At 65.2% G+C, this 14,119-nt stretch carries 11 protein-coding genes; 2 read left to right on the top strand and 9 right to left on the bottom strand.

Annotated features, from left to right (window positions below; all coding sequences use genetic code 11):
• Nucleotides 1–26: 26 nt before the first annotated feature.
• Complete coding sequence (locus NTH_RS05060; protein WP_338528994.1) at nucleotides 27–1,286, top strand: methyltransferase domain-containing protein; 1,260 nt, start codon at nucleotides 27–29, stop codon at nucleotides 1,284–1,286.
• Nucleotides 1,287–1,425: 139 nt separating this feature from the next.
• Here the strand turns inward: NTH_RS05060 and NTH_RS05055 are convergent, their stop codons facing one another.
• The 4 genes from NTH_RS05055 to NTH_RS05040 form a co-directional block, all read right to left on the bottom strand.
• Nucleotides 1,426–2,739 (bottom strand): lysine N(6)-hydroxylase/L-ornithine N(5)-oxygenase family protein, encoded by a 1,314-nt coding sequence (locus NTH_RS05055; protein ID WP_338528993.1) that lies wholly within the window; start codon nucleotides 2,737–2,739, stop codon nucleotides 1,426–1,428.
• Complete coding sequence (locus NTH_RS05050; RefSeq protein ID WP_338528992.1) at nucleotides 2,736–4,571, bottom strand: IucA/IucC family protein; 1,836 nt, start codon at nucleotides 4,569–4,571, stop codon at nucleotides 2,736–2,738. Before NTH_RS05050 ends, NTH_RS05055 begins: the two co-directional genes overlap by 4 nt.
• On the bottom strand, nucleotides 4,571–5,599 hold the full coding sequence (locus tag NTH_RS05045) for a GNAT family N-acetyltransferase (protein WP_338528991.1): 1,029 nt from the start codon (nucleotides 5,597–5,599) through the stop codon (nucleotides 4,571–4,573). The genes NTH_RS05050 and NTH_RS05045 overlap by 1 nt, the downstream gene beginning before the upstream one ends.
• A 73-nt stretch (nucleotides 5,600–5,672) precedes the next feature.
• The gene (locus tag NTH_RS05040; protein ID WP_338528990.1) at nucleotides 5,673–7,442 is read right to left on the bottom strand and encodes an IucA/IucC family protein; all 1,770 of its coding nucleotides are present in this window, start codon (nucleotides 7,440–7,442) and stop codon (nucleotides 5,673–5,675) included.
• Between the two features lie 119 nt (nucleotides 7,443–7,561).
• Between NTH_RS05040 and NTH_RS05035 the strand changes: the two genes are divergently transcribed.
• The gene (locus NTH_RS05035) at nucleotides 7,562–8,746 is read left to right on the top strand and encodes an MFS transporter (RefSeq protein WP_338528989.1); all 1,185 of its coding nucleotides are present in this window, start codon (nucleotides 7,562–7,564) and stop codon (nucleotides 8,744–8,746) included.
• A gap of 29 nt (nucleotides 8,747–8,775) precedes the next feature.
• Here the strand turns inward: NTH_RS05035 and NTH_RS05030 are convergent, their stop codons facing one another.
• From NTH_RS05030 to NTH_RS05010, 5 genes are all read right to left on the bottom strand, one after another.
• The gene (locus tag NTH_RS05030; RefSeq protein ID WP_338528988.1) at nucleotides 8,776–10,056 is read right to left on the bottom strand and encodes an MFS transporter; all 1,281 of its coding nucleotides are present in this window, start codon (nucleotides 10,054–10,056) and stop codon (nucleotides 8,776–8,778) included.
• Entirely contained in the window at nucleotides 10,053–10,433 is a 381-nt protein-coding gene (locus NTH_RS05025; protein ID WP_338528987.1) for a hypothetical protein, read from the bottom strand. The genes NTH_RS05030 and NTH_RS05025 overlap by 4 nt, the downstream gene beginning before the upstream one ends.
• A 10-nt stretch (nucleotides 10,434–10,443) precedes the next feature.
• Entirely contained in the window at nucleotides 10,444–12,564 is a 2,121-nt protein-coding gene (locus NTH_RS05020) for a TonB-dependent receptor (RefSeq protein WP_338528986.1), read from the bottom strand.
• A 387-nt stretch (nucleotides 12,565–12,951) separates the two neighbouring features.
• On the bottom strand, nucleotides 12,952–13,269 hold the full coding sequence (locus tag NTH_RS05015) for a hypothetical protein (protein ID WP_338528985.1): 318 nt from the start codon (nucleotides 13,267–13,269) through the stop codon (nucleotides 12,952–12,954).
• Between the two features lie 459 nt (nucleotides 13,270–13,728).
• Entirely contained in the window at nucleotides 13,729–14,109 is a 381-nt protein-coding gene (locus tag NTH_RS05010) for a tautomerase family protein (RefSeq protein ID WP_338528984.1), read from the bottom strand.
• Nucleotides 14,110–14,119 lie beyond the last annotated feature (10 nt).

Raw genomic sequence — 14,119 nt, 5'->3', positions numbered from 1 at the left:
CGCTCAAAGGGGAACCGGAGGACGAGATGGTTGCGATCCTGGGATTCTCGAAGGAGCAGGTCAAAGAGGCGGTGAAGGCCATGTATGGCAGCGTGGCGGACGATCCGCACCAGGGCTTCCACTTTCCGGTGGGCCGGCGGGCGGCGCTCGCCCTGGGCTATCCCAAGGAAGAACTCGACCGCCTGCCGCCTGCCGTCCTCGACCGCTTCCTCGGCGTCGGCTATCCCTTCCGCGCCGGCGTCATCGGGCCGGGAGACACGGTGCTCGACATCGGCTCGGGCTCGGGAACCGACACGCTGATCGCCAGCCGGATGGTCGGGGAGACCGGCAAGGTCTGGGCGCTCGACATGACGCCCGACATGCTGACCCGGCTAAGGGAGACGCTGGAAGAGGGCGGAATCGACCATGTGGAGACCATCGAGGCGGATGCCGAGAACATCCCGCTGCCCGACAATTCGGTGGACGTGGTCACCTCGAACGGCGTGCTCAATCTCGTGCCGGACAAGCGCAAGGCGTTTGCCGAGATCTTCCGCGTGCTGAAGCCCGAAGGGCGCGTGCAGCTTGCCGACATCGTCATCAAGAGACCGGTGCCGCTCGGCGGGCGCAGTGACCCCAAGCTGTGGGCCGAATGCGTGGTCGGCGCGTCGGTCGACGAGGATTATCTGGAACTGTTCCGCGAAACCGGCTTCGCCGATGCGGAGGTGCTCGCCGAATTCGACTACTTCGCCGAAAGCCCGAGCGCCGATACGCGCCGCATCGCCTCGGGCCTCGGCGCCCGCTCGATCGACGTGGTCATGCGCCGGCCGGCGGAAGCGAAGAGGCGGGCCGTTGCTAGACGCCTGGCGAGCCGGCTGCACCCGCGGCGCCTGACGTCGGCGATTGGAGGGCGGGGGCTGTGGGGGGCGGTCGCGGCCGTGGCTTCGATCATCGCCTGCTACGGCACGCTCGCTTTCGTGGGGCTTCTGTCGCTGTTGGGCTTCGCCGTTGTGCTTCCCGAGGGCGCGTGGGCGGCGACCATCGTCGCTGCCGCCGCCCTGGCGGTCGTTGCCACCGCCTTCAACCTGCCGCGTCATGGGCAGCCCTGGCCGCTTATGGCGACAGGTCTCGGCGCTCTCCTCGTCGCCTATGTCATGTTCTGGGCCTACAATCCGCTGATCGAGGGGCTAGGATTCGCGGTCATTCTCATCGGCGTCGGGCTCGATCTCTACGAGATCTATCGGGCCGAATGCACGCCTTCAGCGCGCGACGAAGGACCGGTTGGACGACCAGGACCGGAACGAGGATGAAGGTTCCTTCAGGCCACGGTGGAGCATGGCGGCGAACGCCCTGAGCGTCGCCAGGAGGCGGCGCCCCTGCCGGTTCTTGGCTCAAGCCTGAACCTTCACCAAGGTATCGCTTTGGCTTTCGCCTAAATCCGCCGATGCATCAGGCGCGCAGGTTCAAGGCGTCGGCAGCAAAGGCGCCCAAATCGTCGGCCGTCCATTGCACGAGCGGCTCGCGTGGCTGCTCGAGGTCGAAATGCCGCCGGCCGGTGAGCGCGTTGGCGATCACCGCGCTGCGCCAGGCCATCAGGCTTAGCTGAGGTTCGGCGATGCCGTGGCTGAACCGCCCGGCGTTAAGGGCGAAGATCCGCCGGTCCGCCGGTCCGTCCCACAGGGCGGAAAAGTCCGCGCGGAGCCGGGGAAGGCCGCTTTCGTCGAGCGTCAGCCTGGTCTTCAGCGGCGAAAGGCATTGCGGGAGATCGAAGCCGTAGCCCGTTGCCAGCACAAGGGTGTCGGCATTGACCATCTCTATGCCGCCGTCGAACCCGTTGCGCATGACGAGGCGCGTCTCCTCGCCTTCCTGGGCCAGATCGAGCACCTCCCGGTGCGGCAGCAGGTTGACTTGCGGGCCATCTGCCGAAAGGTGCCTGATCTCATAGAGGCGGCGGTAGATGGCGCGCAGCGTGGAGTCGGAAATGCCGTCCCCGGCGAGCTTCTGCCGCGCCACCGCCGTGCGGCGGCGCGGTTCCGCCAGGGCGTGGAAGCGCTCCATATAGTCGGGGGTGAACAACTCGTTGGTGAAGGGGGTGTCGTCCAGCGGCTGGAAATTCGGCCGCCGGCTGATCCAGGTGATTTCCGCGTCCGCGGGGGCGACCGACAGCAGGTGAAGCACGATCTCGGCGCCGCTCTGTCCGCCGCCGACGACCGTGATGCAACGCCCCTGCGCGCTGCTCAGCCTGTGGGTGGCCTCGCAGGAATGAAAGACGCGACTGCCAAGAACGGGCTCCGCCCAGGCCGGTGTATATGGCACCAGGCCGACGCCGACCGACAGGTTGCGGGCAGACTGCTGGCTATTGTCGAAGGACAGGGTGAAGACGTGGCCATCGAAGCCTACTTCCCGCACCTCGCGACCGAAGCGCAATGTGGGCAGGTTCTCCGCGACCCAGGCGAGATAGCGGGCAAATTCGCGGCGCGGCACGGCCTCGAAATCGGCATTGAGAAATTCGTAGAAGCGCTTGTGCGCTACGAGATAGGCCACGAAAGACCACGGGCTGGTGGGATTCGTCGCCGTCACGAGATCTTTCAGGAAAGAGGTTTGCAGCTCGACGCCGGGCAGCATCATGCCGGGATGCCAGTCGAACCGCGATCTGCGGTCAAAGAAGCGGACTTCGGGTCCATCGATGGAATCGAGTTGCGCGGCAAGGCTGAGGTTGAAGGGGCCGATGCCGATTCCGGCGAGGTCAAGGGATGCTGTCATAGGGAGGCTCCTGACAGGAGGGAGCGGGCGGTCGCTCGGGAAGAATGCGCCGTTTCGGCGATGTGGAGAGGATTGTCGAGATCGGTACCAAGGTCCGGCAGCGGACGCTCACCGGCATCGCCGTATCCGATGGCGAAGCGGACGCGGTTGATGGCGATGCGCGGTACCTTGGGACGGAAAAGATCGAAGAGAGCAAAGCGCTCCGACAGTTCCGGGTGCTCGGCCTGATAGCGCCGGAGGCGCCCGGCGAGCGTTGCGTAGAAGACGGTTTCGTCCAGGCCGTCATGATCCGCGAGGGCTTCCGAGAGGAAGCGCAGCACGCTTGCGAATTGGCCCGTCTGCAGGTGCTGGAGAAGATGCGCCGGCGGGCGGCGCTTCAGTGTTTTCCGGACATGTTCGGGCAGCGTTTCGAGTTCGGGAAACGCCTGATCCACAAGATCGGCATCGCCTTGGAAATCCTTGATGGCGACGCCGACCGGAATTGCGCCGTCAAGGATCACCGTCACGTTCTGTCCGTGGGCGATGAAGCCGACGCCGTAGCGGCACATGAAATGGTAGAGCGGAACGGCGACGGCGCCGAAAAGCCGGTCGAGCCACTCCGCGTGGCCAAGGCCGGAGCGGGCGATCAGCGCGCTGACGATGGGGCGGCCGGATGCGTCCCGCTGGGGCAGGGCGCCCATCATCATAGGCCGACGACCGTCGGACAGGTGGGCGTCGGGACTCTCACGCCAGATCACGCCCAGCATTTCGCAGAACTGGTACGGGGCGTCCGGGACATGTTCGTAGTGGGGGTGCGGGTAGAAGGCGCCGGCGACCTCCTCAAGAACCCTCAGTGGCTGCAAGGCGGGATCGTGGCGGGCACAGCCGGCGAGCCAGCGGGAGAAGACGGGGCCGACGTCCATGTACTTGCCGGGCACGCCGCGCCACGCGGAGGTGTTGAGGATGGTGATCGGCAGCTTGACGTGAAGCGCGTCTGCCCGGCGGGTATTTGCCAGCGTGCGCAGCGATTGCTGTGGCACGAAGGGATCGCCGAAGGCGCCGAGCGGCACGAGCCTTCCCGCCGCCACTTCGCTGGCAAACTGCGCGGCAAGCATGCCCTGCCATTGCCAGGGGTGAACGGGCAGCAGGAGATGGGTCCTGAACGAGACGCCCGCCTCGGCACAGGCGGCCTTCAGGCGCTCGATTTCCGTTTCGTCGAGAGCTGCGGCCAAAAGCGACTCTTCACCGACATCGGGCGCCAGCGAGAGGCGGCACCGGTCGCGCGCGGCGGCCAACCAGAAAAGCCTGATCGTGCCGCCGAACTCGGGCGCGTAAGCGGCGAAATCTTGAAGGCCCCAGCCAAGACGGCCCTTGCTGGCCGGCGCCTTGGGGTGGCCGTCGAGAAGCCGCTGCAGTTCGGTATCGGGGAGGGCGGCGAGGTCGCCGGCGCTCAGATCTGTCCGTGCGGCGAGGATCCGCGCATCGGCCATAAGCGTGTTGTAGAGTTCCCTGGCGTAGGTGCAGAAGGTCGGCGGCGATATTCGGAGCGTTTCGCGAGCATCAGCCAGGAAGGCGACCGCATCGTCGACAGGCAGTTCGCGGCCCTCCGCAAGCCGCACGAGGCTTTCGGGGCGAACCGTCAACTGTCCCCATATGCGGCGCATGGCATCGAAGCGGTAGGTCACGCCGGAGGCCAGACGGAGTTCCCAGCGTGTTTCATGCCGGTCGAGAGGAGCGGGCTGAAATGCTTCCTCATAGGCAAGCTCGGAGACCATCTTCGCCACCGCGGCGCGATTGATCGCCCGCCAGCTCTCATGCTCCACCGCCCGGCCATCGGGAAGGGGCCCAAGCATCACAGCCTCACCTCGCGGAAGAAGCGGTCGCGGTCGCAGCAGACGAGGGCGGCGCGCTTGTGCGGAAAGTCGAACTCCTTGACCTTCACATAGGCCATCTCGGCCGTGTAGCTCAGCATCTTCTGATGCGATGCGCGCGGCTCTCCCACGATGCGGAGCGTGCGCGGATCGTCGAGGAAGAGGTAATGCGTGACCGCGGCAAACAGGGCGCGGGTCTTCGGCCGGCCGAGATGCCGTGAATTGCCGACGAGGCCGTGCCAGCCGCGGTCGAAATCCTCCGGCTCGTAATAGGGGCCGAGCCGGTCTTCCTTGGCCCAATAGAACTCGAAATAGCCGACCGGATCGCCGTCGAAACTGGCGATCACTCCGAAAAGATGCGGGTCGGCCTCCTGCTCGGCGAGATAGTTATCCAGTTCCGCCTCGCTTTTGGCGAGTTCCCAGAAATGGGCGACACGGCCCTGGTTCATCCAGCCGTGAAAGAGGGAAAGGTCCGTGCGGCGGTCGATCGGCCGGAGCGTGACGGTCAGCCCGATCTCGGGCACCCAGCGCCGATACATGACGCCCGAAGGCCGCGGCGGACGCAATGGCGGCAGGCGATCCTCCGGGCCGATCGAGGAGCGGAGACAGGGATAGGCCGTGTGGGATCTCTGCTCGCGCCAAAGCAGTGGGAGCTGCCGGAAGACAGCCCGCTCGACAATGGCGGCTTCCTGCCCCGTGCCTGGAGCCTGCGCACGCCTGGTTGCCAGGGCGGCGACCGGGGGAAGCGCTTTCGCCGCGGGCAGGAGGATGCGGTTCACGTCGGGAAGGCGGATGAAGATTGCGTCGATCAGGGCGGCGAGCAGATGCGCGCCGTCCGGCCGAGCGGGGTCGATCTTCACGTCGGAAAGCCCGGCGTCGTCCGGTCCGTCATGCCGAAGCTGTGCCGCGGCGAGCAATTCGCCGGCGTTTCCCGAAAGCATGAGCCGGTTGCCGCCGTCGAGCAGCACCGCCACGGGCGTGTCGATGGATGCGGGATAGTGCCAGGTCACGTCACGACTCCTGGCGGGGCGGGATTTTTCGGAACGGGCGAAATCACGGGTGGCAGGCTGCACGGTCACGGGATCACCTTTTGGCCAGGGGGTTTGGCAGTTGAACGTAGCCTGCCAGCGGGTCGGTCACGTCCGTGTTCTCGTTGATGTTGCCGAGGGAAATCATGAAGTTGCCCTTGGCGCCGATGGTGGGCGAGGAGAGCAGGTAGTCGAGGCAGGTCCGGTCCTCGATCGGCTCGGCGGCGAGCCTTTCCACAAAGGCGCGGAAGCGTGCAAAAAGCCGGTCCTCGTCGCCGAGGCCGGCTGCTGCCAGCGCGCCGACCACCGGGAAGGCGCCGTTGACGAAGAGATAGTAGCCGACGATGCGGGCGGCTTCTTGCGTGCCGAAGACATGATCCATGGCTGCCCCGGCTTCCGGCAGATGTTCTCTCAGCCTCGGCAGGAAACTGCGGACATAGCCGGTGCCCTGGCAATCGCGGAAATAGAGCCGGTCGGGCCATCCCTCCCGAAGGCCGAGGACGAGGTTCTGCTGATGGGCGCCGAAGAGGAGCCCGAAGTCGCCTTGGGCAATCAGGAAGGGCGCGATGGCGACCTGGAGAAAACGGCCAAGCCAGCGTTCGGCGACGCGCTCCGGTGCTTCACCTTCCGCCTTGGCGATGCGGCGGACGAGATCGGCCAGATGGCTGTAGCGGTCATCCTGATGCCGTTCGCAAAGGGCGGCCAGCACGGCGGCTTTCGGCTGATGCGCGCCCCGGAACGGGTTCTCCCGGAAAGAGACCATGGTTTCCTTGATGATCGATCCATCGGGCGCGCGCAGCGCAAGCCATGCCGGTTCGCCCATGACGTGAAAACCCGGGCAGCGCGCTTCAAGCGCCTGCCCGACAGGGCCCGCCAACAGCCGGTAGACGGAAAGCCCGCGCGCGCATTCGTGCTCTTCCACCAGGCGGCGGGAATTGGTGAGGCGCAGGCTGAGCGAGAATTTCAGCATCCAGTCCGCATCGGCGGAATAGACCGTCCTGAGCGAGGTTGTCGCCCGCCATTGCGGGTCGCCCAGACCGAGATCCCTTATGCGGTCTGCGCGCATCAACGCGTCGATCGACGGTTCCTGCATCAGCCTTGCGGCCTGCCAGGGATGCAGCGGCATCAGTTCCTTGCCCGCCTCCGCCTCGGCGCGCCCGACGAGCGCCGGATCGAGGGCGACAAGGCTGCGCGCCGCTTGCGCCGCGCTGACGGGCGCTGCGCTGTCGCCGGCGAGCAGGACGGGATCGACGGCCCACCAGCGCAGCGAAAAGGCGTTGCCGTATTCGGGACCGTAGCGGCGGGAATCCTCGTTCGTGAACTCGTCGCGGCTGCGCGGGGAAGGATGCACGGCATGGCCGAATCGCAGGGCCTTTTCCGCCTCGATGAAGCCGGGATCGCCGGCGGCGAAGGGACGCTCCACTCCAGCCGCTTGGCTCACCTCGGCAATCGCTCCGGCGCTGTCCAGGACGCGGGTGAGGAAGATCCGCTGAGCTTCCGGCAAAGCTCGGCCACCGATGTCAGGCTCGCGCATCAGGAGGATTGCGAGTTCGGGAAGCGTGACCGGCTTGGGCGTGCCGCCGTCCCAGCTTATGTGCATGGGATAGGCGAAGGCGTGCGAGCCGCTCATGGAATGGTGCATGACGGGCACGCTGATCTCGGCGTGCGAGGCCGGCAAAAGGAGGCAGAGCGTGTGGGTGCAGCCCTGCGGCGCCGTTCCGTCGCCGTTCTCCACGATGCGCCAGCCGCCCCATTCGCGGATGAGCGCATTGAGGAAGCGGCTGCAGGCGGGGTCGTATTTCACCATCTCGACCGACATCAGCATTGGTCCGCCTCCGTTGCTTGGGACAGGAAGAGGGAGGCGGTTGCCCTTGCAGACGGAATCCGGCAAAAGCCATGGGAAACGTTATATCGTTTACAGCTTATCAGCCTTGGAGCCCCGCGATGAAGGTGATGGGAAAACGAGCCAGCGCACGAGCGCTGGCTGGCCAGCTTGCCTTCGGCGTGTCCACCATCGGTTTCGGACAATCCGCCTTCATCGCGCTGGTGCCCCTTATCGCAGTGCAGACGGGCCTTGGAACAGGCGCGATCGGCACGGCGGCGGCCTTCGGCGCACTCGCCTTCGTGGCCGGCGCGCCCTTTTGCGGCGCGCTTGGCGCACGCTATGGTCATGGGCGCACTCTGCGCGTTCTCGGCCTTCTGGTGCTGGCGGGGCAGCTTGTCCTGACCGGGCTGATCTGGGCTGGAATGCTGGCGCCGCTGCTTGCCTTCACGATCCTCGTCGCCTCGCGGCTGGTCTATGGCCTCGGGGCCTCGGGCGTCATGCCGGTTGCGCAGGCCTGGGTCTGCCGGGAAGCGCCCCGGGGGGAACATCGGGGCCTGCTGGCGCTGCTCAGCGCCGGGCTTGGCGCCGGCCGCATCCTTGGTTCGGTCGCCGCCATGACGGCGGGCCTTGTGGCACAGCTTCCATTCGTGCTGCTCGTGCTGAGCCCGATCACGCTGCTGCTTGCGCCGAAGGACAAGAGGGAGCTTGCCGCCGTGAATGGAGGCGAGGGCAAGCGCCTGTTTCCCTTCGACCGCCGCATCCTGCCGTTTCTGGCCATCGGCTTTTGCCTGATGGCCGGCTTCGGACAGGTGCAGATGATGCTGGGGCCGATCCTGCAGACGAAGCTCGATCTCGCAGCTTCCTCCGCAACCACCGCGACCGGCCTCATCCTCACCCTCGTTGCCGCAGCCATGATCCTGATGCAGGTTTTTGCCGTTCCCCGCCTCGCGCTCGGACAGGGCGCCGGTGTAGCCATCGGCTCGAGCCTCCTGGCGCTCGGAGCGCTTATTGTCGCGGCAAGCAGCGGATTCATCCTTTGCGCGGCCGGGCTCGTCATCGGCGGCGTCGGCGTTGCCATCGCCACGCCCTCCTATCTCGCCTGGCTCCTCTCGCGCGTCCAGCCGGAAGAGCAGGGTGCCGCCGCCGGATGGCTGGCGAGCGCTCATGTGCTGGGGCAGGGCGCGGGGGCGCTCCTGGGCGGCTACGCCTTTGCCCTGTGGCCGCTGCTGCCGCTTCTTTTCTGCGCCGGCCTTGCCCTGGGGGTCGCGGCGGCCGTGTGGACCGTGAAGCCTGGCGTGAGCTGAAAAGCGGGCCGGAAGAGCCGATCCTGTCTTCATCGCTTGCGCCCTCCGGCCGGCGCGGCAGACAGACCCGGTATTGCCGCAGCATGCGTGCGCAGCATCAGCATCGTCGCCAGCACCGCCGCACCCGACAGACCAGCGGACAGTCCGAACAGCGCGCCATAACCCATAAGATCGGCGAGAGCGCCCGACGACATGGAGCCGGCGAGATAGACGAGAAGCTGGGCGCAGGCGAGGATGGTGAAGTCCGTCCCCGGCTGCTCGGAGGAGGTGACGCTCATGAACAGGCTGTAGAGCGCGACGATTTCCATGTAGCGGATAAGCGTCTGGAAGGCGGAAGCCCCGTAAAGTGGCCACACGCCGATGATTGCGCCCATCGCATGCAGGGCAAAGACGAGGAAGCACACGGTCCTCAGGCTGCCCAGCAGGCCGAGGACCGGCGCGACGCCCCAACGCCGCAAGAGGATCGCGGCAATGACCGAGCCGGCAAGACCGGCAGTGGCGGCCGAGGCGCCGGAAAGATAGCCGATGACATCGAGCGGAATGCCGGCATCGACCAGATAAGACCCTTCCATCGCCTTCACGAGCCCCTCGCTTGCCCGGTAGACAAGCGCGATCCAGAGGATCTGCCGCGCCTCCGGGCGGCGCAGGAAGGCCATGATGGAGGGGCGGGAAAGCCGTGCTCCCGCCTGCTCGGGCGCAGGGTCCGCCTCCCGCATCGCGAAGGCGGCGGCGAGCGGCAGCATGGAGATGAGCGCGATGGTGATGAGCATCACGTCCCATCCGGCGTAATGGTAGAGCACGAGGCCCATCGTGCCGCCGGCGATCACGCCGAAGGCAACCGCGCCGCCCTGTATGGCGTTTCCGATGGGCCGCTCCTCCGGCTCCAGATATTTGGAGGCGTAGCCGTCGGTGGCGATGTCCTGGGTGGACAGAAACAGCGAAGCGGCAAAGCCGATGCCGAAGATCGCCCAGACATTGTCTGGCTCCACCAGCATCAGCGACAGGATGGAGGCGATGATGCCGCATTGGGTGAGGATCACCCAGCCGGCGCGGTGCGCCCTGGCGAAGGGACGGATCCGGTCCACGACGGGCGCCCAGAGGAACTTCAGGACAAGCGGCAAAAGCAGGATGGAGAAGAAGCCGATGGCGGTGCGAGAGACGTCCTGCTCGCGCATGATCGGCGGTATGGCGGCGGCGAAGAGATAGGTCGGGATACCTTGCGCGAGATAGAGGCCCGCCAGCACGACGAACAGCCGGTAGCGCGGCTTGGCGGTCGCTCCGGGGCCTGGGATTGCGTCCGTGGCGGTCATGGTCCGGCCCTTTCTGGCAGGTATGCGGCAAGGAAGCGGTCGGCGTCGTCGGTCTTGCCGGTCACGAGGACCGGAAAGCTCCACAATCCGCCGAAGGTGCGCTGCATCTCCTCGCTCGGATTGTCGCGGACGATAGCGACCGCCCGGCACATTGCGTTCATCTTCTCGCGCGTCGCCTTGAACCAGAGGTTCTGCGCCTTGCGCTGTTCCTGGGCGAGGTCGAGCGGCATGCGGAAGGCCACCAGAAGCACGAAGGGATCGGATGGACCCGAAATTTCGTGAAGCGCTGCGATATACCGGTCGGGATCGTCCTTCCCGACCGGTTCATCGACGATCAGGGATAAGCGCGCTTTTTCCCTGCGCAGACGGACAGCCATTGCCGCATCCTCAGAAGGTGATCCTGTAAGATGCGAAGACCGACCGCCCCAACCCCGCGACGGGCGCGCCGCGCGTGGCGGTCGCTGTCGGATTGATGTAGTCGGTGTCGAAGAGGTTACGGACCGCCAGGCTCAGTTCGCCGCCGTTTTCGAAGGACTTCGAAACGGCCACGTTGACGAGTGTCACGCCGTCGAGTTCTTCGCCCTCGATGCGGTCGCGCCCGGAGATATGCTCCACCTCGCCGCGCGCTCTAAACCCATTGTCGAAGCGGGCGGTCACATGGGCGAGTCCCTTCCAGGTGGACGGAATGCGGTTGTTCGGCAGATAGTCGTCCACCGACCCGTCGCCATCCTCGTCGTACTTGCCCTCGATGTAGCCGAGCAGGCCGCCGACCGTGAACATGGTGTTGATGTCGTACTCGGCGGAAGCCTCCACGCCCCAGATGCGCTCTTCCTGCTGGGTGACGCGGTTGGCGGCCACGTCGTAGTTCACGCCGTCCTTGGAGGTCGACAGGTAGGCGCTGACGGTGCCGCGGAAGTCTCCCCAGTCGCCGCGCAGGCCTGCCTCATAGGTGTTCACCAACTGGGGCTCCGGCGCGATATTGGCGTAGCTGATCGTGAAATCGGGCAGGCCGGTACAGCCGAGCGCGCCGAGCAATGCGCCGTAGGCGTCACAGGCTTCCGCCGCGGTGTTCAGACCCGCCCGGCGGGTAAAGGCGCCGATGTCGGTCAGGCTGTAGCCCTGCGAGAAATTGCCGAATGCCTGCAACGCGTCGGTGAGGTCGAAGACGGCGCCGGCATTGAAGGTAAAGGCATTGTAGTCGAAGGAGCCGCCGAGCACGTCGATGGCCGGGAATGCCATGCGGTACTGGCCGACATAAGCCTCCGGCCGCTCGAAATCGGCGACGTCAAGGAAGAACTGGTCGAAGCGCACGCCGCCCTGAAGCCGGAACCGATCCGTAATGGGCACCTCGGCCTGCGCGAAGGCCGCAATGGAATGCTGCGTCATCGGCGAGATGACGTCCCAGCCGTTGGTGAGCTTCTGACGGGTGTCGTCATAGGCGTAGTCGGCGCCCCAGGTCAGCATGGCGCCGTCGCGTACGAAGTCGATGGGCGAGTTGACCGTCAGGTTCAGCCCTGTCCGGTCGGCCTCAAGCGCCGACTGGTTGTAATCGGCGGTCGGATTCCGCGGATCGCCCGAGTAGTAGACAACGGAGTTGACCGCGGAGAACTTGGTGAAGGGCGACTGCTTGAAGATCTTGTTGTAGTAGGCCTTCACTTCCAGATTGCCGAGGGCAAAGGCGCTGTCGGTATATTTGGCCGTGAAATATTTGGAATCTTCCTTCAACGGCTCGCCCTTATAGGCATCGGAAAAATTCGGCGAGACCGGGTTGGTCGTGTAATCGGTGAACCAGTCGGGCTCTTGTTCGGCATAGGTCCAGTCGACGGTCGCTTCGAAGCGCCGGGAACCGCTTTCATAGCCCATGACGCCGAAGAGGTCGGCCGAGCCGGTGCGGTCGCCGCCACCCTGGCCCAGCATAGCATCGGAGGGCATCTCGTTGCCGTTGCCGTCATAGGTGCGGCGTGTCAGCTCGCTCGAGGCGGCGAAGAAATAGTCGAAATCGCCCTTCCGGCCCTCCACCGTCACGCTCGTTTCGGGGGCTGCGGACTTGCCGACATTCTCGGTGAAGGCCGTCACGCCGGTGCGAACGGTCATGGTTGGCCTTTCGCTGGTGCCGCGCCTGGTGATGAAGTTGATGGTACCGCCGGTCGCACCCGCTCCGTAAAGGCTGGACGAACCGTTCACCACCTCGACACGCTCCACGGTCTCGAGGTCGATCAAGGACAGGATGCGGGAGACGTCGCGCAGGGGAGTATTGCGCGGCACGCCGTCGACCATGATCAGCACGCTGCGGCCGCGGAAGGTTTCCGATCCGCCGGAAATCGTCTGGTTGGACGGCGCGAAGCCGGGCACCAGGCGCTCCACGAGATCCGTCGCATTCGGCGAAATCTCCATCGCCCGCTCGATCTCGTCGCGTTCCAGCACAATGACGGACTGGGCGACCCCCGCGATGGACGTTTCCTCGCGGCCGGCCGTCACGACGAGCCGGTCGAGAAGGGTCGATGTCATTGTGGATGTTCCCTGGTCTTGCGCCCACGCGGCCGGCGTGACGAGACAAGTCGAAAGAAGGTATGGCCAGACACGCATACGCATTGAGCCCTCGCATCAACGATGTTTGCTGGCTGGGTAGCTGCCGTGGAGCGACCTGGCTTCTTGAGCTTCTCGCTAGAAAATATGATTGTCATTGTCAAGAAAAAGGACACGCTCGGCTTGCATTTCGAGGATGCCGGACAACTGACTTCCTGGCCCCCGCATTCACAGCCGCACATGCGGGCGTGCTGCCGCGGGGCACCGGCTTCCAGACGAAATCCGCGCCGGCCGCCTCATGATCGGAAGGTTCGGGAAGGTACACGGCCTCAAGGTGGAGATCGCTCGGAAGGCTCCAACGGTGCGGATCTAGCCGGATCGGTCGCCGTCGTTCTTGCCGATCGCGCCGCCTTCATTGTCCCAGCGCTCGATCGCTTTCCGCTTGAACGCTTTTGGCTGGCGCTCTGCATCGTAATCGATATCGAAGCCGGCAACCGACGCTTCGCTTGCGATGGCATCCGTGAGGGCACTGTCCGAGACATCCAGATCAGGGAAAACGCGCCGTACTGCCTCGATCGCCTCCGACATTTCGATCAGCTCGGTTTCATCTTCAGCGGCGGCTAGAAACCGCTTTATCGCCTCTTGGACTTCGGCGGGCACACCGTTGGAATCCCGGGCTTCGGCCATGAAATGCCTCCTGCAAGATGCGGTTTGGGCGCGTGTCCGGCCGCCAGGTCAGTTCGCCGACTTCACGCAATTCCAGACGGAAAACCGGCTTCCACTTTTCCTGGAACTGCTAATCACTGCCACTCTCCGGAACCACGAGGCTGGGAGGGCTTTCCTGCAATGCGTCCGTGGCACGCAGGTTCTCCCTTCCCAGAAGGAAGATGGCAGCGGCGAGGACAGCAAATGCTATTAGCGCCAGCAGGACCGCAGTTCGTTTGCGCATATCGGTTCCCCATCCGATGGTAACGCGGACTGGGAGGCAAGGTTGCATCGGGGCGGATGTAGGTGCCGCACAGATGCAGTAGACCGGGTAGATCACGGGCCATCATGCAGGCAGGGCCCGGCCTATGCCAACCGGCCGACGACGCCGAGCCTGCGACGAACGCCACCTACACCGGCGCAGGAAATGCGAGTGTTGGCTCAAGCATATTGCGCAAGGCCGTGGCCGAGGGACCAGTTTTCCTTTTTGACCTCGACAAGGCTCACGAATACGTCCTCCGGCCGTATGCCGGGAGTTTCGCCGAGCAATTCGGCGATCCGCCGGAACAACGCTTTCTTTTGTTCCAGGGTGCGGGTGTTGTTCGCGGTGATCTGGATCACCACGAGGTCGTCGCTGCGGGCGATGCCGAGATAAGACGCGCCGTAGCGGAAGTTCGCTCCCTCATGTTCCGTGATGGTCATGAACTGATCGTCTTCGGGCACGTCGAACGTATCGCGCAACGCACGGTACAGGCCATCGAAGATCGCCTGCCGATAGGCTTCCGATTTTCCGGCACGCAGTGAAATGTGACAGAGCGGCATTGCGGGTCCT

The organism is Nitratireductor thuwali, from assembly GCF_036621415.1.
In the GTDB taxonomy this organism is placed as follows: Bacteria; Pseudomonadota; Alphaproteobacteria; order Rhizobiales; family Rhizobiaceae; genus Chelativorans; species Chelativorans thuwali.
The sequence above is the reverse complement of the archived record's forward strand: the minus strand, read 5'-3'. Positions and strand labels throughout refer to the sequence as shown.

Coding starts and splice junctions, on each gene's coding strand:
- NTH_RS05060 (WP_338528994.1), top strand. CDS start 27: ATGGTTGCGATCCTGGGATTCTCGAAGGAGCAGGTCAAAGAGGCGGTG.
- NTH_RS05055 (WP_338528993.1), bottom strand. CDS start 2,739: ATGACAGCATCCCTTGACCTCGCCGGAATCGGCATCGGCCCCTTCAAC.
- NTH_RS05050 (WP_338528992.1), bottom strand. CDS start 4,571: ATGCTTGGGCCCCTTCCCGATGGCCGGGCGGTGGAGCATGAGAGCTGG.
- NTH_RS05040 (WP_338528990.1), bottom strand. CDS start 7,442: ATGCTGATGTCGGTCGAGATGGTGAAATACGACCCCGCCTGCAGCCGC.
- NTH_RS05035 (WP_338528989.1), top strand. CDS start 7,562: ATGAAGGTGATGGGAAAACGAGCCAGCGCACGAGCGCTGGCTGGCCAG.
- NTH_RS05030 (WP_338528988.1), bottom strand. CDS start 10,056: ATGACCGCCACGGACGCAATCCCAGGCCCCGGAGCGACCGCCAAGCCG.
- NTH_RS05025 (WP_338528987.1), bottom strand. CDS start 10,433: ATGGCTGTCCGTCTGCGCAGGGAAAAAGCGCGCTTATCCCTGATCGTC.
- NTH_RS05020 (WP_338528986.1), bottom strand. CDS start 12,564: ATGACATCGACCCTTCTCGACCGGCTCGTCGTGACGGCCGGCCGCGAG.
- NTH_RS05015 (WP_338528985.1), bottom strand. CDS start 13,269: ATGGCCGAAGCCCGGGATTCCAACGGTGTGCCCGCCGAAGTCCAAGAG.
- NTH_RS05010 (WP_338528984.1), bottom strand. CDS start 14,109: ATGCCGCTCTGTCACATTTCACTGCGTGCCGGAAAATCGGAAGCCTAT.